Below are 22,784 nucleotides of genomic sequence, written 5' to 3' on the forward strand. Positions count from 1 at the left end.
CCTCTCTGTATCGGATATTGACTTACTCGGTGCCATCGAAACGCTTGGTGGCACAGTCGGGGGCGAGAAATTGTTAATAAGGATGGCTGCAGATACGACACCGTGTACAAAAGGCGCCGTCGGTTAGAACACGACCGCACAATCGCAAGTGGGAGAATCTCTGACGTGGGCCTCTGGGATCTCATCGATGCAGAGTAACGATAGTTCGCTTATCACCAAAGTTCGTACGGGCCTGGATAATCCAAAACTAGCGGTTAAGTATCTGATGCGTCCGTATCTTTCGTCTGCTACGCTCACCGCCTCGTCACGTTTGCCTATAGGTACAAACATATTCGAAAGAAAGTGGGACTTACTCATCGTGCTTGATACCTGCCGTCCCGACGCGCTTCGTGCCGTCGCGGACGACTACTCGTTTTTAGACATGCACGAAATCGGCGACACTATCTCTGTTGGGTCGTCTACACTTGAGTGGACTGCAGCGACGTTTGTCGACGACTACCTAAGCGAGATTAAGGATACTGCGCTTATCTCTGCAAACGGCTGGCCGGTCCGTATCCTTGATCAGGGATACCGTCCCGAAGACCGTCATGCACGGTATGCTAAGACTGATTGGGGCACCATATCTGGGGACCAGTTGGGCCTACATCTTCCCGCGTGGCGTTATGGGGGAGGTCGAGCGGGCTACTCGGATCAACCACAGGCAGACGTTGAAACAGTTGTTGACCTCGCTATCAGCGTCGGACGGGACGAGGACTTCAGCCGCGTGATCGCACACGTTATTGAGCCTCACTTTCCTTTCTCAGCGGCAGCCGCGAGACGGAACGCGTCCGAATTATCCACGGCCGAACAAGACCCATGGGAGTACGTTCACAACGGAGGTGACAAAGCGGTTGTATGGGAAAAGTATATGACTGAACTACGCGCCGGATTGGATGGCGTTGAGCGACTACTGGACAATTTCGATGCTAACCGCGTGCTGATCACGGCAGATCATGGGGAGTGCTTCGGCGAGTGGGGTCGGTGGGGACACGCCAGCGGTTCGATCAACCCGGCGCTCCGTCGCGTGCCGCTTGCGTATACCACTGCAACAGACAATCAAACGAGCGACCCAACGATCGAGACTGGAACCAGAGACACTGAGAGGACAGTCGAGGATAATTTGGAATCCTTAGGGTATCTATAGTAGACTACCACGACCGAAGCTACCATCAATAGCCTTAGAAGAACAGAGTGTTCGTTATCGACCGCCGACTCGTCTCCCTCTGGGCCACGGTATTTCATTACAAATACGATTCGCATCTCGTGGGTGCGGTAGGCCCAACAGTCGGAACGCACTATCGCTGACATTCTGGGGAGACGATTCGAGGTCCCCGGTCAGGAAGTCATTCAACATCTCAAGAAGAAAATATGCGTCCACTCACAGGACGCTTTTACTTCGGTCCGTGCAGAACAACCCCGACTGATCTCGCTCTGAGAGCGAAGAAGTTAGTATCAATCAAAAGTCTGTTGTACTGGTATGGCACACCAGCGTGTGGCTATCTTCGCGAACAGTCTCAGACTGGGCGGTGCGGAGCGAGTCGCAGTCAATCTCGTCGCTGGCTTCGCGCGATTTGGCCACGAGGTGGACCTCGTCCTCGTTTCTGAACACGGGGAACTGCTGCGGCACGTTCACGAAAACGTCCACGTAATCGATCTTGATTCCGACCGCGTTCTCCGGAGTGTACTGCCGCTCAGACGCTATCTCTCTCGTCATCACCCAGACGCGCTCATCTCGATCGGGGCACACGTGAACCTGGTCGCAACGTGGGCTTGTTCTTCGGTCCGGCCGTCACCGACGCTGCTCCTTACCGAACACAGTATCATCAAGCGAATGTCGAACAACCGCAAAGCTACTGTGATGCAACTCCTCGCTCATCTCTGCTATCGCGTTTCGGACTCCGTCGTCGCGGTCAGCGAAGGAGTTCTGGACGACCTTCGTTCCGATATTGGATATCACGGCGATGCGCGTGTCATCTACAATCCTATCCTTTCCGAGCAGCTGCTTTCCGAGGCCGCTGAACCTCTCGACCATCCCTGGTTCAGCGACGATATTCCCGTTATTCTCGGTGCTGGACGGTTGGCACCCGAAAAAGACTTTTCAACGTTGATACAGGCATTCGCCGAACTTAGGGAGCGGCGCGAGGCACGGTTGGTTATCACTGGGTCCGGCCCACAGAGAGAGCACCTCGAGTCGCTCATCAGTTCACTCGGACTCAACCGCTGGGTCGATCTTGCTGGATACGTCGAAAACGTCTACCAGTACATGTCAAACGCGGATGTTTTTGTGCTCTCGTCGCTCAACGAAGGATTCGGTATGGTCGTCGCAGAAGCACTTGCGTGTGGCACGCCTGTCGTTTCAACCGACTGCCCGAGTGGTCCAGCCGAGATTCTTGCCGATGGACGATACGGCTCGTTGGTTCCAGTCGCTTCACCGTCGGCCATGGCGGATGCGGTTGCGGACATGCTGAACGACCCGACAGACCCGACATTGATCGCTCAGCGCGCACAGGAATTCTCGGTCGACCGCGTAACCGAGCAGTATAACGCGTTGATAGCTGAGTTCGAGTGAGTGCGACCCGCGCGCGTATCTCAAACGTATCCCAATGCTCTGAGCTTCTCTCTTCTGTCGCCTTGTTCAGTACTGGGCTGCAGTGTGGGAACTAGCGAGCGACTGTCGGTCGCAGAGGTGACGTACCACGGAACTGTTCGGAGCATATCGAACGGCATCCCGAACGGGTGCTCGTAAACGCCGTACTCACCAAATGCCTCACCGTGATCTGCGGTGATGACTACCTTCTCTCCGTCAACATTGTTCAGCAGCAGTTCAACTTCGTCAAGTACGTATCGCAGGTTCTCCCGATACGAGCCCATGACTCTCTCTTTGGAGGCTTCGCCGTCGCGGATTAGATACGGTGCAGCACGCCACTTTCCCCCCATCTCAGGTCTGTTCATGCCCTCCCCGATGGGGTCCGGAACGGAGGGTGCGTGGGGTTGCATGTAGTGTACGAGCAGTCGTTCAGGTTCTGCTTCACGGGCGACCGAGACAGCCCGCTCGGTTATCGACCGAGGAAGGACTGTTCCGTTCTGCTCGTCCCACGCGTATCGCCAGACCTCATCTAAGGCTGCGAGACCGTTCGGGTCCACGTACTCGTCTGTCCAGATATTGCCCGTTACGTACGCTAATTCCGAAAGCACGTTTCTGTACTCCGGAACGAAGTTTCGCCGCATCCACTCTTTCGAGTGCGTCCCCCGGGAACGAAATCGCCCATTCCCCGTGAGGAATCCGTACTCCGACTCGACTGATTCGATCAAATCACAGCGGCAGGCGTCAAGTACGACCATGACATCCCACTCGCGGTCGAAGATCGACTCTTCATTCCCTCGGAAACGAGCGTTGTAGTACCGTCTGTAGAAACCCAACTGAAGCTGGTAGAACGCTTCACTGCCCCCGCCTCGGATTCCCCGTCGCCGAATATCGGACGCGGTGCTCTCTGCCCAGTCGCGCAGCGTCATCTCTCTTTCAGTCGGTTCGTAGAGTCAAGTATATTCCGTTCAATGAGTACACAGACGACAAGAGACAACGCTTTTGAAATCCCGAGAGAGACGGCTTACTGATGCCCCCCCTCTCGTCCGTCTGCGTCCTCGTCCCCACCTACAACGAGGCCGAGACCGTCGGCGACGTCATCAACGACTTCCACAGGGAGGGCTTCGAGAACATCCTCGTCATCGACGGCGGGTCCGAGGACGGCACCCCCGACATCGCCCGAGAACACGGTGCGAACGTCGTCATGCAGTCGGGGTCGGGGAAGGGACAGGCCATCAGGGAGGCGATGGAGTACCACGTCGACGCAGAGTACGTCCTGATGCTCGACGGCGACGCGACGTACCGCGCCGCGGACGCCGAGAACATGCTCGCGCCGTTGGACGAGGGGTACGAACACGTCATCGGCGACCGCTTCGCCGACATGAAGAACGGCGCGATGACGCGGTTCAACAGACTGGGAAACCGCGTCGTCAACGGCGGGTTCGCCACCATCCACGGGCACGACTACCGGGACATCCTCTCGGGGTACCGCGCGTTCACGCGGGCGTCGTTCGGCCGGATGACGCTCACCGCCGATGGGTTCGGCGTCGAGACGGAGATGGCCGTCGAGTGCGTCAAGCGGAACATCCGGACGACGGTGGTCCCCGTCACCTACCTGCCGCGGCCCAACGGGTCGGACACGAACCTCAGACCGATTCGCGACGGAGGCATCATCTTCCTCGAACTCTACCGGCGGGCGAAGACGAACAACCCCCTGTTCTACTTCGGGAGCGTCGGCGGCGTCTCGACGGTCACGGGCTTTCTCATCGCCGCCTACGTCGCCGTCGAGTGGATAACGATTCGCGTCTCCCACGAGGTGCTCGCCGTCGTCGCCGCCTTCGCCATCATCGTCGGCGTCCAGTTGCTCATGTTCGGCGTCCTCTCGGACCTCATCCTGACGCTACACAGGGACACGCTCCGGAAGATAGACGAGGAGTCCGACTGACTGACGGCGTCTGCGTCGGTCCGCGGTGACGGCGACGCGCGGCGCTCCGGCGTTCGGTCCGGCCACTCTCGGAGGGACGACGCGGCGGCGGGGAGGACGACTCAGAAGGGAAGCATGGCGCGGAGTTGGCCGAGGATGCCGCCCGATGCGGACCGTCGGTACTCCTCGAAGACGGGGTGGAGTTGGTCGAGCAGTTCAGCCTTGCTGGCGAAGCGGGACTGCGGCACAGATTCGAGCGCCTCGCTCAGCCGAACCGTCCCGCCGGCGGCGTTGTAGGGGACGGCGACGTCGTCGAGTCGGCGGACGAGTTCGTCGTCCGTCACCGGGTACGACACGTCCGCCTTCGAGAGGTCTTCGGCGAGTGCGGCGATGCCGAACTCGAGCGTGTCCGGTTCGTCCCCGCCCTGCGGTGGTGGTCGTGCGGCCATCACCCCTCGGTAGTACGTCGCACGTTGAAAAACCCCCGACTGCGGACGCCGCGGTCCGGGCGTTCGAGAGCGACGCGCGGGCGGCGACGTCCGCATCTGTTATCCTTCCGGAGTGCCTCGGACGGGACGACGATGACGGAGTACACCACGGTGTCGATTCCGAAAGACCTCGCCGAACGCGTCGAAACCACCATCGAAGGCACGAGTTTCTCCAGCACGAGCGACCTCGTCCGGTTCCTCCTGCGGAGCATCGTCATCCAGCACCAGCGGGAGGGCAAACTCACGGAGGCGCAGTTCGAGGACATCGCCGAACAGCTCGCCGATTTGGGGTATCTCGACCGCTGAAGAACCGAAACCGAACTTCGCCGCGCCGCGTCCGCCCGACCGTTCCCGCTCCGTTCCCGTCCTTCGGCGAACTCACTCGCTCGCCAGCGACTCGTTCGGCGGGTCGGCGTCGACGACGTCGAGAGAGAGTCGCTTGTGCGAGCGGTCGAACGCGGCCACGGACGACGGCTCCCACGGCGGGACGGCGACGATGACGGCCGCCGCGAAGTCGTCCTCGCGCGTCGGTTCGGCCGGCCCCTGCGGGTGCGAGACGAACCGGGCGCGCCCGCGGCCCGCGGGCGTCCCGAGGTCCATACCGAACACCGCGCGGACCGACCCGCCGGTCTCCGGGAGGTAGAAGTGCGTCAGCACGGGCGTCTCCGGGTCGAGAGCCAGCGCCGGCTCGAACTCCTCGGCGGGCGTCGAGGCGAGGACGACCGAGACCCGTTCGGGTTCGGACTCGGACGCCATCTCCAACAGCGCGTCGCGCAACCCGCGCGTGATGTGGACCACGGGCCGTCTACGACGTCAGATTGTAAAAAGTGACCGAGAGGGAAACGTACCGGGAGGCGACTTCCGACCGGTCAGGACAGCATCCCTCTGAGGACCTTCCCGTACGCCGCGGGGAGGTTCTTCCGCGCCCCGGACAGCGCCGTTCGGAGGGCGGCGCCGGCGTCGTCCTGTACGCCCTCACCGTGGCCGACGAGGACGCGTTCGGGGTCGTAGCGGCGGAGGGGGCGGCGCGGCGGCAGGGGGCGGAGCATCGGGTGGACGCCGAGGCGTTCGCCCGGCGCGCGGAAGTACGGCGCCGTCCCGACGGCCTCGGGGACGAAGAGGGTGCCCGACTCCCCGTGGTAGAACCCGACCTCCTGCCACGGCGGGAGCGAGGAGTCCTTGATTGTGAACGCGTCGAAGCCGGAGTCGCCCAGACGGCGACCGAACCGCTCGACGGGGGCGTTTATCTCGTCGGCGACGCCGGTCATCCAGTCGGCGACGTAGACGGGGACGTCGTGGCGGTTCGCCACGCGGGCGGCGTCGCGCTTGTGGCGGTCCAGTCCGACGACGACGCCCGACACCTCGCCGTACTCCGCGAACAGGTCGTCGAGGTCCGGCGCGTCCACCGGGTCGAACACCCAGACGCCGCCGTCGTCGCCGACGACTGCGTGGCTCGCCCGCTGCATCTGCTCGTCGGGGTACGCGAGCCAGCCGACGCCGCCGTCCCACCGGTCTATCGTTCGGTACTCGGCCGTCCCGCGTCCCTTCATGGGCATGGCCGAAACGTGGGACGGAGGGCGCATAAATCCAGCCGCCGGCGGCGAGACGCTCCGGGGAGGACGGTTTTGACCCCTCCCTCCGTAGGGACGCCATGCTCACCCGTCTCTGCCGTCTCGGACTGGAAGCCAAGTACCTCGGCGCGGCCCGGGAGTTCTACGAGACGCGACTCGGTCTCGTCCCCGCCGACGAGTCCGACACGGCCGTCGCCTACGGCGTCGGGGAGACGATGGTCGTCCTCCGGCGGCCGGTGGGTCCCCCCCGCGGCGGCGTCCACACCCACTACGCCTTCGTCACCGCCCGGGACGACTACGACGACTGGCTGTCGTCGCTGTCGGACCTCGACCCCGTCGAGTTCTCCTTCGGGTCCTCCCGGTCGCTGTACGTGTACGACCCCGACGGCAACTGCGTCGAGATAGGCGGTATCGACGAGGGCGCGGACGACGGATCCGCGGACGGAGCGGTGGACGACGACGGAGACTCGCCGCTCTCGTCCGGCCGCCCGCTGACCGGCGTCTTCGAGGTGGTGCTGGAGGTGACGGACCTCGACCGGTCCGAGGCGCAGTTCCGCGCCCTCGGGTTCGAGGTGGTCGACAGGGGCGAGGACCGACCGCGGGTGCGACTCGGGGGGCCGGTCGACCTGGAACTGTGGGAACCGCAGTTGGGCATCGCCGACGCCCGCGGCGGACTGCACGTCGACCTCGCGTTCGAGACGGCCGACCCGGCGGCGGCCGTCGAGGCCGGGGGGCCGTGGGTCGACGGTCCGGAGGCGGTCGAAGGGGGACTCCGCGTCCGGGACGTGGACGGTCACGTCCTGACGTTCCTCTCGGACTGCTGAGTTCCGCTATTCATGCGCCGGCGGCGGGCACGTCGACGGCGCGTCCGCCGTCAGGAGGAGAGCCGACTCGTGTCGATGTCGACGCCCGGCGGCGTCACGACGAGGAACTGTCGGAAGTGCATCAGCTGTCCCTCCATGTCCTTTATCTCGCGTGCGAACCCGGTCGCCAGTTCGTTCAGGTCGCCCTCAACGGCGAGAAAGAGGGCGTTGCCGTTCTCGACGGCTCGGACCCACTCCTCGGGGTCCGTCTCCCCGTCGAGGACGCCGAGTATCACGTCGCCGGTCAACTCCTCCTCGTCGAGGTGTTCCTCCGCCGAGGAGAGGTCGAGGTTGAAGTCGCTCATACCCGCCGACAACGCGGAGGGTGACGAAAAGGGTTCGGTGCGTCCCGACGCCGCGCCGCCCCGCACCGTCCGCCCCGAGTCGGCGCTCCACGTTCGTCCAGTCGGCGGCGCGCGCGAGCCGCCGAACCCATCAATTCAAAACTTAGACGATGAAAATAACGTTCGGACGGGGTCGCCGACCCGTCTTCTCCCGCGACGATATAAGGTGATATACACACCTTCCACCGTACTGAACCCGTTTACGTCGTGCGGTTTCGGCCTCTCGCCGGACATGATATTGATTATCACCCAGCGTTCGCGACACGGTCACAGGGAAACGGTTTTATACCCTTCCGGGTCTCAATCGGGATACGATGTCTCAACGACACACGGAGGACACTTCGTCGGGCTCCCCGGCGGGTCGAGTTCTTCCAGGGCACGTTAGCCCACATTACTGAATCAGAGATAGACGGTGTACGGATTTTCGACACGACGCTGCGCGACGGCGAGCAGTCGCCACGCACCTCGTTCAGCTACGAGGAGAAGCGCGACATCGCGGCGACGCTGGACGAGATGGGGACGCACGTCATCGAGGCGGGCTTCCCGGTCAACTCGGACGCGGAGTTCGAGGCCGTCAGCGACATCGCCGCCGCCACGGACACGGACGTCTGTGGACTGGCCCGCGTCGTCGACAAGGACGTGGAGGCCGCCCTCGACGCGGGGGTGGAGTTGGTCCACGTCTTCGTCAGCACCAGCGACGTGCAGTTGGCCGACTCGATGCACGCCTCCAAGGAGGAGGCCGTCGAGCGCGCCGTCGCGAGCGTCGAGCGCGTGAAAGAGGCGGGCGTCGACGTCATGTTCTCGCCGATGGACGCCACCCGGACGGACGTGGAGTTCCTCGGGGAGATACTGTCGGCCGTCGACGACGCCGGCGTCGACTGGGTGAACATCCCGGACACCTGCGGCGTCGCGACGCCGACGCGCTTCGCGAGCCTCATCCGCGAGGTGCGAGAGCACACCGACGCGCACATCGACGTGCACGCCCACGACGACTTCGGACTGGCCACCGCGAACGCCATGGCGGGCTTCGAGGCGGGCGCCGCGCAGGCGCAGGTGTCGGTCAACGGCATCGGCGAACGCGCGGGCAACGCCGCCTACGAAGAGGTCGTCATGTCCGCGGAGTCGCTGTACGACGTGGACACCGGAATCGACACGCAGCGCATCACCGAGCTCTCCCGTCTGGTCGAGGAGGCCAGCGACATCCCGACGCCGGCGAACAAGCCGGTGGTCGGGCGCAACGCCTTCAGCCACGAGAGCGGCATCCACGCCGCAGGCGTCATCGAGAACTCGGACACGTTCGAGCCGGGGGTTATGACCCCCGAGATGGTCGGCGCCCAGCGGGAGTTCGTCCTCGGCAAGCACACCGGCGCTCACTCCGTCCGCAAGCGGTTGGAGGAGGCCGGGTTCACGCCGGACGATGACGAGGTCCGCGCGGTGACCCGCAAGGTCAAGGACTTCGGCGCGGAGAAAGAGCGCGTCACCGACGACGTGCTCACCCGGTTCGCCGGCGAAATCGGCGTCGACCACGAGGACGACGAGAACGAGGAGGTACGGGCCTGATGCCCCGCGCCCCGTTCGCTCACGACGGTGAGCCGCGGGTGCGCACCCCGCGGCGCCGTCGCCGCAATCGTTGCGCGCCGCGAAACGTTCATTACGTTCCGAGGAAATCGACCGAACAGGATGCGACGACAGACGCGCGAACGGCCGCCCGCCTCCCCGGACGCGGAGTCGGGACGCCGCGCGGACGACGTGGTCGCGATTCGGTCGCTCGGTATCGTAGGGGCCGCCTAGCCCCTCACACCCCTCTCCTCACGACTGTCGATTCGCCCGGCGGGCGACCGCCGAGACCGAGAGATTCCACCACCCAGACGGCGAGCACACTCACGATGGAGTTCCACGACCACGACCGCACACGCGACCGACGACCGCATCGAGCGACGACCAGACCGCACGGAGGCGACCGATGAGCGAACCAGCGCCGCCGACGCGCGACGACGAGGCCGACGGGGCGACCGACGCCGCCGAAGAGAGCGAACCGGAGTCGGAGTCGACCGACGCGACGCCGGTGACGACGGGCGCCTCCTCGGTCATCCGCGCCCTGGAGAACGCCGGCGTCGAAGCCGCCTTCGGCGTGCAGGGCGGGGCCATCATGCCCATCTACGACGCGCTGTACGACTCCGATATCAGACACGTTACGATGGCGCACGAGCAGGGCGCCGCGCACGCCGCGGACGCCTTCGGCGTCGTCCGGAGCGAACCGGGCGTCTGCCTCGCCACCTCGGGCCCCGGCGCGACGAACCTCGTCACGGGCATCGCGGACGCCAACATGGACTCCGACGGCGTCCTCGCCCTGACGGGACAGGTGCCCTCGGGGATGGTCGGCTCCGACGCGTTCCAGGAGACGGACACCATCGGCGTCACGACGCCCATCACGAAGCACAACTACTTCGCCGACGACGCCGACGCCGTCGGCGACACCGTCGGGGAGGCGTTCGCCCTCGCCGGCGAGGGCCGCCCCGGTCCGACGCTCGTCGACCTACCGAAGGACGTCACGCAGGGCGAGACGGACCGCGAACCCGGCCCGGCGGAGACGCCGAAGACCACGACGCCGCAGACGGTTCCGGACGACGACGCCGTCGCCGCGGCGGCCCGCGCTATCGAGGACGCGGAGCGACCGCTCCTGCTCCTCGGCGGCGGGGTCATCAAGGCCGACGCCACCGAGGAGGCCCGCGAGTTCGCGCGCGACCTCGGTATCCCGGTCGTCACCACGATGCCGGGCATCGGCTCGTTCCCCGAGGACGAGGAACTCTGCCTCTCGTGGGCGGGGATGCACGGCACCGGCTACGCCAACATGGCCATCACGCACACCGACGTGCTGATAGCCGTCGGCACGCGGTTCGACGACCGCCTGACCGGCGGCGTCGACACGTTCGCACCCGAGGCCGAAGTCGTCCACGTCGACATCGACCCCGCGGAGATATCGAAGAACGTCCACGCCGACTACCCGGTCGTCGGCGACGCGGGGACGGCGCTCGACGCGCTGTCGAGCGAAATCGCGGCCGACCCCGACGCCGAGGAGTGGCGCGAGCAGTGTCTGACGTGGAAGGAGGAGTACCCGATGGACTACGCGACGCCCGAGGACGAACCGCTGAAGCCGCAGTTCGTCGTCGAGTGTCTGGACGAGGCCACCTCCGACCGCGCCATCGTCACCTCCGGCGTCGGCCAGCACCAGATGTGGGCCGCGCAGTACTGGACGTTCACCGAACCGCGGACGTGGGTGTCCTCGCACGGCCTCGGCACGATGGGGTACGGGCTCCCCTCGGCCATCGGCGCGCGCCTCGCCGCCGAGGACGACCAGGAGGTCGTCTGCGTCGACGGCGACGGCTCGTTCCTGATGACGATTCAGGAGCTCTCCGTCGCGGTTCGGGAGGAGTTGGACATCACCGTCGCGGTGCTGAACAACGAGTACATCGGCATGGTGCGCCAGTGGCAGGACGCCTTCTTCGAGGGCCGACACATGGCCGCGGAGTACAACTGGTGTCCCGAGTTCGACAAACTGGCCGAAGCGTTCGGCGCGCGCGGCTGGCGCGTCGACGACTACGACGAAGTCGCCGACGCCGTCGAGGAGGCCATCGCGTACGACGGTCCCTCGGTCATCGACTTCCACATCGACCCGCGGGAGAACGTCTACCCGATGGTCGCCTCGGGCGGCGCGAACGGCAAGTTCGCCCTCTCGGAGGACCAGCTATGAGCTCGGAGGACGACGACGCGAACGCGGACGAGGAGATTCCCAAGCACGGACTGCAGGGGCCGCACCCCGACGAACGGCCGCACCCGACGGGGCGGCGCAACTCGCAGGGCATCCGCATCGACCCGGAAGTCGAGGCGGAACACCACCCCCGGCGGGCGGTCATCTCCGCCCTGGTCGAGGACGAACCCGGCGTGCTCTCGCGCGTCTCGGGGCTCGTCTCCCGGCGGCAGTTCAACATCGAGAGCCTCACCGTCGGTCCCACGACGGTCGACGGCCACTCGCGGCTCACGATGGTCGTCGAGGAACCCGACCCCGGCATCGACCAGATAGAGAAGCAACTCGCGAAGCTCAAGCCCGTCATCGCCGTCGGCGAACTCGACGACGACATGGTCCGGACCGAACTCGTCCTCCTGAAGGTGGAGGGCGAGGAACCCGACAAGGTCCACGCGGTCACGGACATGTACGAGGGCAAGACGCTCGACGCCGGCCCGCGGACCATCACGGTCCAACTCACCGGCGACGAACAGAAGATAGACGACGCCGTCGACGCGTTCCGGCAGTTCGGCATCATCGAGATAGCTCGGACGGGCCAGACCGCGCTGGCGCGCGGCGACAAGGCGACAGTGCCCGGAGAGGAACCCGGAACCTCCGGCGAACCGACCACACCGGCAAACTACGATGACTGACGACGAACTCAACACCGAGGTATACTACGACGACGACGCGGACCGCTCGAAGATAGACGACAAGACGGTAGCCGTCATCGGCTACGGCAGTCAGGGCCACGCCCACGCGCAGAACCTCGCCGACAGCGGGGTCGACGTGGTCGTCGGCCTGCGCGAGAGTTCTTCCTCGCGCGCCGCCGCCGAGGAGGACGGCCTCCGCGTGGAGACGCCCGTCGACGCCGCCTCCGAGGCTGACATCGTCTCCGTGCTCGTCCCCGACACCGTCCAACCGGCGGTGTTCGAGGACATCAAAGGGGAACTCGACGAGGGCGACACGCTCCAGTTCGCCCACGGGTTCAACATCCACTACAACCAGATTCGTCCGCCGGAGGACGTCGACGTGACGATGGTCGCGCCGAAGTCGCCCGGTCACCTCGTCCGCCGCAACTACGAGGCCGACCAGGGGACGCCCGGCCTCATCGCCGTCTACCAGGACGTGAGCGGCGAGGCGAAGGAGGAGTCGCTGGCGTACTCGCACGCCATCGGCTGCACCCGCGCGGGCGTCATCGAGACGACGTTCCAGGAAGAAGTCGAGACCGACCTGTTCGGCGAACAGGTCGTCCTCTGCGGCGGCGTCACCTCCCTCGTGAAGCAGGGCTTCGAGACGCTCGTCGACGCGGGCTACTCCCCGGAGATGGCCTACTTCGAGTGTCTGAACGAACTGAAGCTCATCGTCGACCTGATGTACGAGGACGGCCTCGGCGGGATGTGGGACTCCGTCTCCGACACCGCCGAGTACGGCGGGCTGACGCGCGGCGACCGCGTGGTCGACGACCACGCCCGCGAGAACATGGAGGAGATACTGGAGGAGGTCCAGAACGGCACGTTCGCCCGCGAGTGGATCGCGGAGAACCAGGCCGGCCGGCCGTCCTACACCCAGTTGAAGGACCGCGAGGAGAACCACCACGTCGAGCAGGTCGGCGCCCCCCTGCGGGACCTGTTCGCGTGGGGCGACGAGGAAGGCGAAGAGGAGGAGGCCGCCGAGGCGCCGGCGGACGACTGAGCGCGAGGGAGATACCATGACAGACACAGACGAGACCGAATCCGAGAACGAAAGCACGATGGCGACCGTCAGCCACACCCATCCGCACACCGACGAGACGTTCGGCGGCGTCTACCGACGCGGCCCGGCCGTCGCGGACGGGGGCGAGGCGGCGGCGCGGACGCGAGCGGAGGAGACGGGGATGGAGAGCGTCGACCACACCCCGCGCGAGGGCGACGACGTCGAGGAGGTATGGACGCGCGGTCCCGACGACGGCGACGGTGATGTAGATGAGTGAGGGAACGCTGTACGACAAGGTGTGGGACGAGCACGCGGTGACGACGCTACCGACGGGGCAGACCCAACTGTTCGTCGGCCTGCACCTCATCCACGAGGTGACGAGTCCGCAGGCGTTCGGGATGCTGCGCGAACGCGACATGGAGGTCGCGTTCCCCGAACGGACGCACGCGACGGTCGACCACATCGTCCCGACGGCGGACCAGTCGCGGCCCTACGCCGACGACGCCGCCGAGGAGATGATGAGCGAACTGGAGGAGAACGTCCGCGCGGCGGGCATCAACTTCTCCGACCCGACGACGGGCGACCAGGGTATCGTCCACGTCATCGGGCCCGAGCAGGGACTCACCCAACCCGGAATGACCATCGTCTGCGGCGACAGCCACACCTCGACGCACGGCGCGTTCGGCGCGCTGGCGTTCGGCATCGGCACCTCGCAGATACGCGACGTGCTGGCCACCGGCTGCATCGCCATGGAGAAACAGAAGGTCCGAAAGATAGAGGTCACGGGCGAACTCGGCGACGGCGTCGAGGCGAAGGACGTCATCCTCGAAATCATCCGCAGGCTCGGCACCGACGGCGGCGTCGGCTACGTCTACGAGTACGCGGGCGAGGCCATCGAGAGCCTCGGGATGGAGGGGCGGATGTCCATCTGTAACATGTCCATCGAGGGCGGCGCCCGCGCGGGCTACGTCAACCCCGACGAGACCACCTACGAGTGGCTCGCGGAGACGGACGCGTTCCGCGACGACCCCGAGAAGTTCGAGCGACTGAAACCGTACTGGGAGTCCATCCGCTCCGAGGCGGACGCCGAGTACGACGACGTGGTCACCATCGACGGCGACGAACTCGAACCCGTCGTCACGTGGGGGACCACGCCGGGACAGGGCGTCGGCATCACGCAACCGATTCCGGCGCCGGAGGACCTCCCGGAGGACAAACGCGACACCGCGCGGCGCGCGCAGGAGCACATGCGCGTGACGCCCGGCGAGACGATGCAGGGCTACCCCATCGACGTGGCGTTCCTCGGGTCGTGCACGAACGCGCGCCTCGCGGACCTGCGCCGCGCGGCCCGTCTCGTGAAGGGCCGGCAGGTGCACGAGGACGTCCGCGCGATGGTCGTCCCCGGCAGCCAACGCGTGCAGGAGGCCGCCGAGGAAGAGGGGCTGAAGGACATCTTCGAGGCGGCCGGCTTCGAGTGGCGCAACGCCGGATGTTCGATGTGCCTCGGGATGAACGAGGACCAACTGGAGGGCGACGAGGCCTGCGCCTCCTCCTCCAATCGGAACTTCGTCGGCCGGCAGGGCTCGAAGGACGGTCGGACCGTCCTGATGAACCCGCGGATGGTCGCCGCCGCGGCCATCAACGGCGAAGTGACGGACGTGCGCGAGATGAAGGAGGTGAACGTCGCATGAGTTCGGGAACCGACCAAATCCCGGAGGTCGACTACGTGTCGGGGACGGGCATCCCCATCCCCGGCAACGACATCGACACCGACCAGATCATCCCGGCGCGGTTCATGAAGGTGGTCACGTTCGACGGCCTCGGCCAGTTCGCCTTCTTCGACCTGCGGTTCGACGACGACGACGAGCCCAAAGAACATCCGATGAACGAGGACCGCTTCAAGGAGTCCTCGGTGATGGTCGTCAACGCCAACTTCGGCTGCGGGTCCTCGCGCGAACACGCCCCGCAGGCGCTGATGCGCTGGGGTATCGACGCCATCGTCGGCGAGTCGTTCGCGGAAATCTTCGCGGGCAACTGCCTCGCCCTCGGGATTCCGACGGTCACCGCCGACCACGAGACCATCTCCGACTTACAGGAGTGGGTCGAGGAGAACCCCCACGGCGAGATAGACGTGGACATCGAGGCCGAAACCGTCACCTACGGCGGGACGACGGTCGACGTGACCGTCGACGACGCCCAGCGGAAGGCGCTCGTCGACGGCGTCTGGGACACCACGGCGCTGATGAAATCGAACGCGGGCGCCGTCCGCGAGAAAGCAGACTCCCTGCCGTACATCGCCGATGACTGAGGAGATAGTCGTCGTCGAGGGCGACGGCATCGGAAAAGAGGTCGTCCCCGCGGCCGTGTCGGTCTTGGAGGCCGTCGGCGACTTCGAGTTCGTCCGCCACGACGCGGGCGACGCCGTGAAGGAGGAGACGGGCGAGGCGCTCCCCCGAGAGACGTACGACGCCGTCGCCGCGGCGGACGCGACGCTGTTCGGCGCCGCGGGCGAGACGGCCGCGGACGTCATCCTCCCCCTCCGGACGGCGGTGGAGTCGTTCGTGAACGTGCGCCCCGCGCGGGCGTACCCCGGCGTGGACGCCCTCCGGCCGGAGACGGACATCGTCTTCCTGCGGGAGAACACCGAGGGCGTCTACTCGGGCCACGAGGACCGACTCTCCGACGACCTCTCGACGCTGACGCGCGTCGTCACCACCTCCGCCTCCGAGCGACTCGCGGAGTTCGCCTGCGACTACGCGCCCGAGGGCTTCCACGTCGCGCACAAGGCGAACGTGATGCGCGAGACCGACGGAAGATTCCGCGACGCCGTCACCGGCGTCGCCGACGAGAAGGGCGTCGAGACGGAGGAGGTGCTGATGGACGCGTTCGCCACGCACGTCTGTCTGGACCCCGAGCAGTTCGACGTGGTCGTCTGCCCGAACCTCGCGGGCGACGTCCTCTCGGACCTCGCCGCCGGCCTCGTCGGCGGCCTCGGTCTGCTTCCGTCCGCCAACATCGGGTCGGACAACGCCCTCTTCGAACCGGTTCACGGGACCGCCCCGGACATCGCGGGCGAGGGCGTCGCCAACCCCTCGGCGACGATTCTCTCGGCGGCGATGCTGTTGGAGCACCTCGGCTACGACGAGGAGGGGACGGCCGTGCGCGAGGCCGTCGAGTCGACGCTGTCCGACGGACCGCGCACGCCGGACCTCGGCGGCGACGCGTCCACCGAGGACGTGACCGAAGCGATCATCGACGAACTCGACTGAACGCGGCCCCCACGGCCGCGGCTTCTTCCGATATCCGACCGCGCGGAGCGACGCGTCCGGCGGACGCCTGCGCGTTCCTACTCGGATACTCGGGAAAGCGTGCAGGACCGAACGATTCTCGAACACAAACAATTAACAACGGACAGGGACTACTCCCGAATACGACTGACGCCTATGTTACCCGCAGAGCGAAAAAGACGAATCGTGGAACTCGTCTCGGCGGACGACGGGCGGTCCGTGGAGGGTCTCGCCGAGGAACTCGGTTACTCGAAGGCCACCATCCGTCGTGACCTCCGGGAACTGGAGGACCGCGGACTCGTCGAACGATCACACGGCGGCGCGGTGCCGGTCACCACCGTCGGGGAGGAGCAGACGTACGGACAGAAGGAGGTGCAGAACCTCGACGGAAAGCGGGCCATCGCGGCCCGTGCCGTCGAGGAGATAACCGACGGACAGGTCGTCTTCTTCGACGCCGGTACGACCACGATGGAGGTGGCGACGCAGGCGCCGAAGGACGGGTCGATGCTGGCCGTGACGAACTCCCCGCGCCTCGCCGTCGAACTCGGCAAGGAGGACAACGACGTGAAACTCACCGGCGGGACGCTCCGCAGTCGGACGCGGGCGCTCGTCGGACCGACCGCGGAGTCGTTCATGGAGCGGACGAACTTCGACCTCCTCTTCCTCGGGACGAACGCCATCGACGCCGAGGGGGGGCTGACGACGCCGAACGAGGACGAGGCGCGGATGAAACAGCTGATGACCGAGAAGGCGACGCGCGTCGTCCTCGTCGCCGACACGACGAAAGTGGGCAAGCGCTCGTTCGTGAAGTTCGCGGACGTAGCGGACGTGGACGTGTTCATCACCGACGGCGAACTCCCCGCGCGGGAGCGGCGGGCGTTCGAGAACGAGGGCGTCACCGTCGTGGAGGTGGGGGCGTGACTGACGACGTGCTGACGGTGACGATGAACCCCGCCGTCGACCACACGGTGACGGTGGACGAACCGCTCCGGACGGGCGCCGTCGCGCGGACGGACGACGCGAAGTTCGACGCCGGCGGGAAGGGAATCAACGTCTCGAAGTACCTCACGGCGCTGGACGTCGACGCCCCCGCGACGGGCTTTCTCGGCGGCCCGTTCGGCCGGATGATCCGCGAGCGACTGGACGCCGACGGCGTCCCGAACGACTTCGTCGCTATCGGTGACCGAACGCGACTGAACACGACCGTTCTCGGTCCCGAAGGGGAGTACAAGATAAACCACAACGGGCCGACCGTCGACGGGGGAGAGATATCGGACCTCGTCGGCCGCGTCCGCGAACGCGACCCGGACAGACTCGTCGTCGCCGGGAGCCTCCCGAAGGGCGTCGGCACCGACGCCGTGGACGAACTCGCCGCGGCGGGCGACTGGGAGACGGCCGTCGACACGGGCGGCGCATCGCTGACCGAACTCGACGCCGAGTACCTCGTCTGCAAGCCGAACCGCGAGGAACTCGCCGTCGCCACCGACATGCCCGTCGAGACGACGGCCGACTGCGCCGCGGCGGCGCAGTCGCTCCGGGAGCGCGGATTCCGGTTCGTCGTCGCCTCGCTCGGACCCGACGGAGCGCTTCTGGCCGCGGAGTCGGGCACCTACCACGCGGCGGCGGTGCCCGTCGACGTCGTCGACACCGTGGGCGCGGGCGACGCCCTCCTCTCGGGCTTCCTCGCGGGCCTCGCGCGCGGCGAGGACGAAAGGACGGCCCTGCGGACGGGCGTCACCGTCGCCGCCCGCGTCGTCGGCGCCTCGGGGACGAGCGTCCCCGACTTCGACGCCGTCTTCGACGACCGGAGGGACGTGACCGTCTCGGCGCTCGGTTCCTAATGTTCGTTATCGCGGGTTGCGCGTCGATAACGCGCAGAGTCAGTCAAATCCGAAAGGGTTTTTGAAGACATTTAGTAACTATCGTTAGGGAGCAAACATGGCAAACACAGAGTCAGCGGAGAGCAGATATCGGGCCTACCTGACGAAAGTCAAGGAGGACGTGATGACCGGCGTATCGTACATGATACCGTTCGTGACCATCGGCGGTATCTTCCTGGCGCTCGGGTACGCGGTGGCGAGTTTCTCGGGCACCGGCGTCCAGCAGGTGTTCGAGGCGACTGGCACCCCGGGATGGTTCCTCGCGCAGATAGGCAACGCGGGATTGACCATCATGATCCCCATCCTGGGGGCGTACATCGCGTACGCCATCGCGGACCGCCCGGGACTGGCGCCGGGGTTCCTGCTGTCGTACATCATCCAGGACGGGGCGCTCCTGCAGGCCGCGGGCGACGTCATCGGCCTTCAGGGCGGGCAGGCCGGGGCTGGCTACCTCGGCGCCCTCGTGGCGGGCCTCATCGCCGGATACGTCGCGCGCTGGATCAAGAACTGGAGCGTCCCGAGTTTCGTTCAGCCGATGATGCCGGTGCTCATCGTGCCGGTGGTGACGATGGCGATTCTCTCGCCCGTCATGATATTCGTGCTGGGCGTTCCGGTCGCCATCGCGAACGGCGCGCTGACCGCGGCCCTCGAAGGGCTTCAGGGCGGACAGGCGGTCGTCGTCGGCGCCATCCTCGGCGGGATGATGGCCGTCGACATGGGCGGTCCGGTGAACAAGGTGTCGTACGTGTTCGCGACCGGTCTCATCGCCGAGGGCATCACCGCCCCGATGGCCGCGGTCATGATCGGCGGGATGGTCCCGCCCATCGGCCTCGCCGTCTCGAACTTCATCGCGCCGCACAAGTACGCCGCGGAGATGTACGAGAACGCGAAGTCGGGCATCATTCTCGGCCTCTCGTTCATCACGGAAGGAGCGATTCCGTACGCCTCCGCGGACCCCGTCCGCGTCGTCCCGTCGGCCGTCGTCGGGAGTGCGGTCGGCGGCGCGATAGCGATGATGATGAACGTCACGATGCCCGCCCCGCACGGCGGCATCTTCGTCATCCCCCTGTCGAACAGGCCGCTGATGTTCCTCGCGGCGCTGCTCATCGGGTCGCTGGCGACGGCCGTCATCGCGACGGTCATCAAACCCGACTTCGACGAACGCGTCGGCAACACCGCCGAGGGCGAGGCGACGACCACGACGTCGGACTGAACTGACCACCCCGCACGGCCCACAACGCAACTACCTTACTCCCTCCGTTCCCATATTCGCACGAAAATGCTCGAAGATGACATCGACCGGCTGATGCCGACGGCGCACATCTCGCTAGACGAACCGCCCGCGGAGAAGAAACTCGCAATCGAGTTTCTCCTCGACCTCATCGTGGAGAACGGCCGCGTGACGGAGCGCGAAACGGCGCTCGCGGCCCTCCGGGAGCGAGAGAAGGAGGCGACGACGGGCGTCGGCATGGGCATCGGTATCCCCCACGCCAAGACGACGGCCGTCGAGGCCCCCTCCGTCGCGTTCGCGCGCTCCTCGGAGGGTATCGACTTCGACGCGATGGACGACAAGCCCGCGAAACTCCTGTTCATGATTCTCGTCCCCGAGGAGGGCGGCGAGGAGCACCTGCAGATACTCAGTTCGCTCTCGCGCGCCCTCATGCACGAGGACGTCCGCGAGAAACTGCTGGAGGCCGAGGACGAGGAGACGGTACAGGAGACGGTCCGGGAGGCGGTGAACTGATGCCCGAACGCGTCGTCACCGTCGTCCCCGAGGACGGCCTGCACGCCCGCCCCGCCTCCGTCTTCGTCGAGACGGCCAACGAGTACGACTCGGAGGTCAAAGTCGGCCCCGAGGACGGCGACCTGGTGAACGCCGCGAGCATGCTCTCCGTCACCGGCCTCGGCGTCTCCGGCGGCGAGAAGGTTCGCATCTCCGCCGAGGGCGAGGACGCCGAGGAGGCGCTCGACGCCCTCGAAGAAGTGCTCTCGACCCCGGAGGACGAACTGTAGCGCGATGACCGAACGACGATTCGAGGGCATCGGCGTCACGCCCCTCTCGGGGGTCGGCAACGTGGTCTGGTACGCGCCCGACGCGGACCTCGACGACCCGCCGGACCCGAGCGAGGTGGACGCCGACGCGGAGACGGCGCGGTTCGAGGAGGCGCGCGACGCGGCGCGCGAGGAACTGGAACGGGAGCGAGAGCGGACGGCCGAACGCGTCGGCGAGGACGAGGCCGCGGTGTTCGACGCTCACGTCCAGTTCCTCGACGACCCGCAGATAACCGACGGCGTCGAAGAGCAGATAGCCGAGGGACTGCCGGCCGAGCACGCCGTCCAGCGGACGTTCGACCGCTTCGTCGAGCAGTTCGAGGGCATGGAGGGTCGGATGGCCGAACGCGCCGACGACCTGCGCGACGTGCGCGACAGACTCGTGCGCGTCCTCTCGGGCGGCGAGCGCGTGAACCTCGCCGAATTAGAGAAGGGAAGCGTCGTCTTCGCCGAGCGGTTGACGCCGAGCGACACGGCGCAGTTGGACCCCGAGCGGGTCGCCGGATTCGTCACCGTCACGGGCGGCCGGACGTCGCACGCGGCCATCTTCGCCCGCTCGTTGGCGCTCCCGGCCGTCGTCGGCGTCGGCGAGGAACTGAACGAGGTCGAGGACGGCGCCGAAGTCGTCGTCGACGGCACCGACGGCGAGGTCATCGTCGACCCCGCCGAGGAGACGCGGAAGGCCGCCGCCGAGGAGGAGGAGGCCGAAATCCGTTCGGAACCCGTCGCCACCGCCGACGGCGTGGAGATAGAGGTTGCGGGCAACGTCGGCACGGCGGCGGACCTCGGTCCCGCCGCCGACCGCGGCGCCGACGGCATCGGTCTCTTCCGGACCGAGTTCCTCTTTCTCGACCGGCAGTCGCCGCCGGACGAGGAGGAGCAGTACGAGACGTACGTCGACGCCTTGGAGACGTTCTCCGACGGGCGCGTCGTCGTCCGGACGCTCGACGTGGGCGGCGACAAGCCCATCGACTACCTCGACCTACCGGACGAGGAGAACCCGTTCCTCGGCGAACGCGGAATCAGGCGGTCGCTCGGTCCCGACTCGGACCTCTTCGAGACGCAACTCCGGGCGCTGCTCCGCGCGGCGGCGAGCGACGCCGGCGGCGACCTCGCCGTGATGCTCCCCCTCGTCTCCACCGTCGAGGAGGTGACGGCGGCCCGCGAGCGACTCGAACTGTTCGCCGACGACCTGGAACGAGAGGGTATCGACTACGCCCTCCCCGAGTTCGGCGTGATGGTCGAGACGCCCGCGGCGGCGTTCATGGCCGAGGACCTGACCTCCCAAGTGGACTTCTTCAGCATCGGGACGAACGACCTCGCGCAGTACGTCATGGCCGCCGAACGCGGCAACGAACGGGTCGCCGAACTCGGCGACTACACCCAACCCGCGGTGCTCCGCGCCATCCGCGCGACGGTCGAGGCCGCCGAGGGGACGGACGTCTGGGTCGGCATGTGCGGCGAGATGGCCGGCGACCCCGACCTGACCGAACTGCTCCTCGGCCTCGGTCTGGACGAACTCAGCATGAGCGCCGTCACGGTGCCGCAGGTGAAACAGGCCGTGACCGAGACGGACACCGGAGACGCCCGCAAACTGGCCGAGAAGGCGCTCTCGGCCGGCACGAAGGATGAAGTACGACGAGTGCTAACGGAGAACACAAAATCATGAAGCTAGTCGCAGTCACGGCGTGCCCGACAGGCATCGCACACAGTCAGATGGCCGCAGAGAACCTCGAACAGACCGCCGAGGAACTCGGCCACGACATCAAGGTCGAAGTACAGGGCGCGATGGGCGCGCAGAACGAACTCACCGCCGACGACATCGCCGAGGCGGACGTCGTCATCATCGCCGCCGACACGGCGGTCAGTCGGGACCGCTTCGAGGGGAAGAACCTCGTGAAGGGGACGGTCAAGGACGGCGTCAACGACGCCGAGGGCCTCATCGAGAAGGCCGAGGACCTCGCCGAGAGCGAGGGCGCAGAGCAGATAGACCTCTCGGCCGGCGAGTCGGCGTCCGGGTCGGAGACGACCGACTCCGACACCGCGGAGGCGACGGAGTCGCCGACGGCCGGCGCCGACGCGCAGGGCCAACAGCGCCGCGGCGGCGACCGGGAGAAGGGTCTCTTCCAGCGACTGAAGCGACTGTTCTCCTGAGGCCGCGAGCCGCGTTCGACCCGTCTTTTTCGCAGCGACGGACCAATCCGTGCACGGGTAGCCACGATATCCCGGAACTTCGATCAGAAACGAACACCACCTCGGTCGCATCGCAGCGA

At 66.3% G+C, this 22,784-nt stretch carries 25 protein-coding genes; 20 read left to right on the forward strand and 5 right to left on the reverse strand.

The features are described from left to right. The first annotated feature begins 187 nt into the window (after positions 1-187). Positions 188-1,183, forward strand: a complete 996-nt coding sequence (locus NDI79_RS01175; RefSeq protein WP_310926620.1) for an alkaline phosphatase family protein — start codon at positions 188-190, stop codon at positions 1,181-1,183. A gap of 333 nt (positions 1,184-1,516) precedes the next feature. Continuing rightward, positions 1,517-2,608 carry a glycosyltransferase gene (locus NDI79_RS01180; RefSeq protein WP_310926621.1) on the forward strand — a complete coding sequence of 364 codons (1,092 nt, stop codon included), beginning with the start codon at positions 1,517-1,519 and terminating at the stop codon, positions 2,606-2,608. Between the two features lie 20 nt (positions 2,609-2,628). Here NDI79_RS01180 and NDI79_RS01185 read toward each other — a convergent pair whose 3' ends face one another. Further along, positions 2,629-3,552, reverse strand: a complete 924-nt coding sequence (locus tag NDI79_RS01185) for a sulfatase-like hydrolase/transferase (RefSeq protein ID WP_310926622.1) — start codon at positions 3,550-3,552, stop codon at positions 2,629-2,631. Between the two features lie 101 nt (positions 3,553-3,653). Here NDI79_RS01185 and aglJ point away from each other — a divergent pair, with 101 nt between their 5' ends. Then, positions 3,654-4,568, forward strand: a complete 915-nt coding sequence (gene aglJ, locus NDI79_RS01190; RefSeq protein ID WP_310926623.1) for an S-layer glycoprotein N-glycosyltransferase AglJ — start codon at positions 3,654-3,656, stop codon at positions 4,566-4,568. Between the two features lie 101 nt (positions 4,569-4,669). Here aglJ and NDI79_RS01195 read toward each other — a convergent pair whose 3' ends face one another. After that, on the reverse strand, positions 4,670-4,996 hold the full coding sequence (locus NDI79_RS01195) for a DUF5789 family protein (protein WP_310926624.1): 327 nt from the start codon (positions 4,994-4,996) through the stop codon (positions 4,670-4,672). Positions 4,997-5,128: 132 nt separating this feature from the next. Between NDI79_RS01195 and NDI79_RS01200 the strand changes: the two genes are divergently transcribed. After that, positions 5,129-5,341 (forward strand): ribbon-helix-helix domain-containing protein, encoded by a 213-nt coding sequence (locus tag NDI79_RS01200; protein WP_008389796.1) that lies wholly within the window; start codon positions 5,129-5,131, stop codon positions 5,339-5,341. A gap of 72 nt (positions 5,342-5,413) precedes the next feature. Here NDI79_RS01200 and NDI79_RS01205 read toward each other — a convergent pair whose 3' ends face one another. Both NDI79_RS01205 and NDI79_RS01210 read right to left on the reverse strand, forming a co-directional pair. Next, positions 5,414-5,833 carry a JAB/MPN domain protein-containing protein gene (locus NDI79_RS01205; protein WP_310926625.1) on the reverse strand — a complete coding sequence of 140 codons (420 nt, stop codon included), beginning with the start codon at positions 5,831-5,833 and terminating at the stop codon, positions 5,414-5,416. A 71-nt stretch (positions 5,834-5,904) separates the two neighbouring features. Further along, a complete protein-coding gene (locus tag NDI79_RS01210; RefSeq protein WP_310926626.1) occupies positions 5,905-6,591 on the reverse strand; it encodes a DUF4336 domain-containing protein in 687 nt (228 codons plus the stop codon). Between the two features lie 95 nt (positions 6,592-6,686). On the opposite strand from NDI79_RS01210, the gene NDI79_RS01215 reads away from it, so the two are divergent. Then, entirely contained in the window at positions 6,687-7,430 is a 744-nt protein-coding gene (locus NDI79_RS01215) for a VOC family protein (protein ID WP_310926627.1), read from the forward strand. A gap of 50 nt (positions 7,431-7,480) precedes the next feature. On the opposite strand, the gene NDI79_RS01220 is transcribed toward NDI79_RS01215, so the two are convergent. Further along, entirely contained in the window at positions 7,481-7,774 is a 294-nt protein-coding gene (locus NDI79_RS01220; RefSeq protein WP_310926628.1) for a DUF5779 family protein, read from the reverse strand. Positions 7,775-8,116: 342 nt separating this feature from the next. On the opposite strand from NDI79_RS01220, the gene NDI79_RS01225 reads away from it, so the two are divergent. The 15 genes from NDI79_RS01225 to NDI79_RS01295 all read left to right on the forward strand — a co-directional run bounded on the left by NDI79_RS01225 (position 8,117) and on the right by NDI79_RS01295 (position 22,665). Continuing rightward, positions 8,117-9,373: a LeuA family protein gene (locus NDI79_RS01225; RefSeq protein ID WP_425499577.1), complete on the forward strand. Its 1,257-nt coding sequence runs from the start codon at positions 8,117-8,119 to the stop codon at positions 9,371-9,373. A 403-nt stretch (positions 9,374-9,776) separates the two neighbouring features. Beyond that, the gene (ilvB, locus tag NDI79_RS01230; protein WP_310926629.1) at positions 9,777-11,564 is read left to right on the forward strand and encodes a biosynthetic-type acetolactate synthase large subunit; all 1,788 of its coding nucleotides are present in this window, start codon (positions 9,777-9,779) and stop codon (positions 11,562-11,564) included. Then, positions 11,561-12,250, forward strand: a complete 690-nt coding sequence (gene ilvN / locus NDI79_RS01235; protein ID WP_310926630.1) for an acetolactate synthase small subunit — start codon at positions 11,561-11,563, stop codon at positions 12,248-12,250. Before ilvB ends, ilvN begins: the two co-directional genes overlap by 4 nt. Further along, on the forward strand, positions 12,243-13,292 hold the full coding sequence (gene ilvC / locus NDI79_RS01240) for a ketol-acid reductoisomerase (protein WP_310926631.1): 1,050 nt from the start codon (positions 12,243-12,245) through the stop codon (positions 13,290-13,292). The genes ilvN and ilvC overlap by 8 nt, the downstream gene beginning before the upstream one ends. Before the next feature lie 16 nt (positions 13,293-13,308). Then, positions 13,309-13,569: a DUF7989 family protein gene (locus tag NDI79_RS01245; RefSeq protein WP_310926632.1), complete on the forward strand. Its 261-nt coding sequence runs from the start codon at positions 13,309-13,311 to the stop codon at positions 13,567-13,569. Further along, entirely contained in the window at positions 13,562-14,983 is a 1,422-nt protein-coding gene (leuC, locus tag NDI79_RS01250) for a 3-isopropylmalate dehydratase large subunit (protein ID WP_310926633.1), read from the forward strand. Before NDI79_RS01245 ends, leuC begins: the two co-directional genes overlap by 8 nt. After that, positions 14,980-15,600, forward strand: coding sequence for a 3-isopropylmalate dehydratase small subunit (gene leuD / locus NDI79_RS01255; RefSeq protein WP_310926634.1), 621 nt, complete (start codon positions 14,980-14,982; stop codon positions 15,598-15,600). The genes leuC and leuD overlap by 4 nt, the downstream gene beginning before the upstream one ends. After that, complete coding sequence (gene leuB, locus NDI79_RS01260) at positions 15,593-16,561, forward strand: 3-isopropylmalate dehydrogenase (protein ID WP_310926635.1); 969 nt, start codon at positions 15,593-15,595, stop codon at positions 16,559-16,561. The genes leuD and leuB overlap by 8 nt, the downstream gene beginning before the upstream one ends. 174 nt (positions 16,562-16,735) lie before the next feature. Further along, positions 16,736-17,500 carry an HTH-type transcriptional regulator GlpR gene (gene glpR, locus NDI79_RS01265; protein WP_310926636.1) on the forward strand — a complete coding sequence of 255 codons (765 nt, stop codon included), beginning with the start codon at positions 16,736-16,738 and terminating at the stop codon, positions 17,498-17,500. Next, positions 17,497-18,420 carry a 1-phosphofructokinase gene (gene pfkB / locus NDI79_RS01270; protein WP_310926637.1) on the forward strand — a complete coding sequence of 308 codons (924 nt, stop codon included), beginning with the start codon at positions 17,497-17,499 and terminating at the stop codon, positions 18,418-18,420. Before glpR ends, pfkB begins: the two co-directional genes overlap by 4 nt. A 97-nt stretch (positions 18,421-18,517) precedes the next feature. Beyond that, a complete protein-coding gene (locus tag NDI79_RS01275; protein ID WP_310926638.1) occupies positions 18,518-19,672 on the forward strand; it encodes a PTS fructose transporter subunit IIC in 1,155 nt (384 codons plus the stop codon). 66 nt (positions 19,673-19,738) lie between these two features. Continuing rightward, positions 19,739-20,203 carry a PTS sugar transporter subunit IIA gene (locus NDI79_RS01280; RefSeq protein WP_310926639.1) on the forward strand — a complete coding sequence of 155 codons (465 nt, stop codon included), beginning with the start codon at positions 19,739-19,741 and terminating at the stop codon, positions 20,201-20,203. Next, the gene (gene ptsH1, locus NDI79_RS01285; protein ID WP_310926640.1) at positions 20,203-20,472 is read left to right on the forward strand and encodes a phosphocarrier protein HPr; all 270 of its coding nucleotides are present in this window, start codon (positions 20,203-20,205) and stop codon (positions 20,470-20,472) included. Before NDI79_RS01280 ends, ptsH1 begins: the two co-directional genes overlap by 1 nt. A gap of 4 nt (positions 20,473-20,476) precedes the next feature. Then, positions 20,477-22,180: a phosphoenolpyruvate--protein phosphotransferase gene (gene ptsP, locus NDI79_RS01290; RefSeq protein ID WP_310926641.1), complete on the forward strand. Its 1,704-nt coding sequence runs from the start codon at positions 20,477-20,479 to the stop codon at positions 22,178-22,180. After that, positions 22,177-22,665, forward strand: a complete 489-nt coding sequence (locus NDI79_RS01295; RefSeq protein WP_310926642.1) for a PTS fructose transporter subunit IIB — start codon at positions 22,177-22,179, stop codon at positions 22,663-22,665. The genes ptsP and NDI79_RS01295 overlap by 4 nt, the downstream gene beginning before the upstream one ends. The last annotated feature ends 119 nt before the right edge of the window (positions 22,666-22,784 follow it).

The organism is Halogeometricum sp. S3BR5-2 (assembly GCF_031624635.1).
Lineage (GTDB): Archaea > Halobacteriota > Halobacteria > Halobacteriales > Haloferacaceae > Halogeometricum > Halogeometricum luteum.

Coding starts and splice junctions, on each gene's coding strand:
- NDI79_RS01175 (WP_310926620.1), top strand. CDS start 188: ATGCAGAGTAACGATAGTTCGCTTATCACCAAAGTTCGTACGGGCCTG.
- NDI79_RS01180 (WP_310926621.1), top strand. CDS start 1,517: ATGGCACACCAGCGTGTGGCTATCTTCGCGAACAGTCTCAGACTGGGC.
- NDI79_RS01185 (WP_310926622.1), bottom strand. CDS start 3,552: ATGACGCTGCGCGACTGGGCAGAGAGCACCGCGTCCGATATTCGGCGA.
- aglJ (WP_310926623.1), top strand. CDS start 3,654: ATGCCCCCCCTCTCGTCCGTCTGCGTCCTCGTCCCCACCTACAACGAG.
- NDI79_RS01195 (WP_310926624.1), bottom strand. CDS start 4,996: ATGGCCGCACGACCACCACCGCAGGGCGGGGACGAACCGGACACGCTC.
- NDI79_RS01200 (WP_008389796.1), top strand. CDS start 5,129: ATGACGGAGTACACCACGGTGTCGATTCCGAAAGACCTCGCCGAACGC.
- NDI79_RS01210 (WP_310926626.1), bottom strand. CDS start 6,591: ATGCCCATGAAGGGACGCGGGACGGCCGAGTACCGAACGATAGACCGG.
- NDI79_RS01215 (WP_310926627.1), top strand. CDS start 6,687: ATGCTCACCCGTCTCTGCCGTCTCGGACTGGAAGCCAAGTACCTCGGC.
- NDI79_RS01220 (WP_310926628.1), bottom strand. CDS start 7,774: ATGAGCGACTTCAACCTCGACCTCTCCTCGGCGGAGGAACACCTCGAC.
- ilvB (WP_310926629.1), top strand. CDS start 9,777: ATGAGCGAACCAGCGCCGCCGACGCGCGACGACGAGGCCGACGGGGCG.
- ilvN (WP_310926630.1), top strand. CDS start 11,561: ATGAGCTCGGAGGACGACGACGCGAACGCGGACGAGGAGATTCCCAAG.
- ilvC (WP_310926631.1), top strand. CDS start 12,243: ATGACTGACGACGAACTCAACACCGAGGTATACTACGACGACGACGCG.
- NDI79_RS01245 (WP_310926632.1), top strand. CDS start 13,309: ATGACAGACACAGACGAGACCGAATCCGAGAACGAAAGCACGATGGCG.
- leuC (WP_310926633.1), top strand. CDS start 13,562: ATGAGTGAGGGAACGCTGTACGACAAGGTGTGGGACGAGCACGCGGTG.
- leuD (WP_310926634.1), top strand. CDS start 14,980: ATGAGTTCGGGAACCGACCAAATCCCGGAGGTCGACTACGTGTCGGGG.
- leuB (WP_310926635.1), top strand. CDS start 15,593: ATGACTGAGGAGATAGTCGTCGTCGAGGGCGACGGCATCGGAAAAGAG.
- glpR (WP_310926636.1), top strand. CDS start 16,736: ATGTTACCCGCAGAGCGAAAAAGACGAATCGTGGAACTCGTCTCGGCG.
- NDI79_RS01275 (WP_310926638.1), top strand. CDS start 18,518: ATGGCAAACACAGAGTCAGCGGAGAGCAGATATCGGGCCTACCTGACG.
- NDI79_RS01280 (WP_310926639.1), top strand. CDS start 19,739: ATGCTCGAAGATGACATCGACCGGCTGATGCCGACGGCGCACATCTCG.
- ptsH1 (WP_310926640.1), top strand. CDS start 20,203: ATGCCCGAACGCGTCGTCACCGTCGTCCCCGAGGACGGCCTGCACGCC.
- ptsP (WP_310926641.1), top strand. CDS start 20,477: ATGACCGAACGACGATTCGAGGGCATCGGCGTCACGCCCCTCTCGGGG.
- NDI79_RS01295 (WP_310926642.1), top strand. CDS start 22,177: ATGAAGCTAGTCGCAGTCACGGCGTGCCCGACAGGCATCGCACACAGT.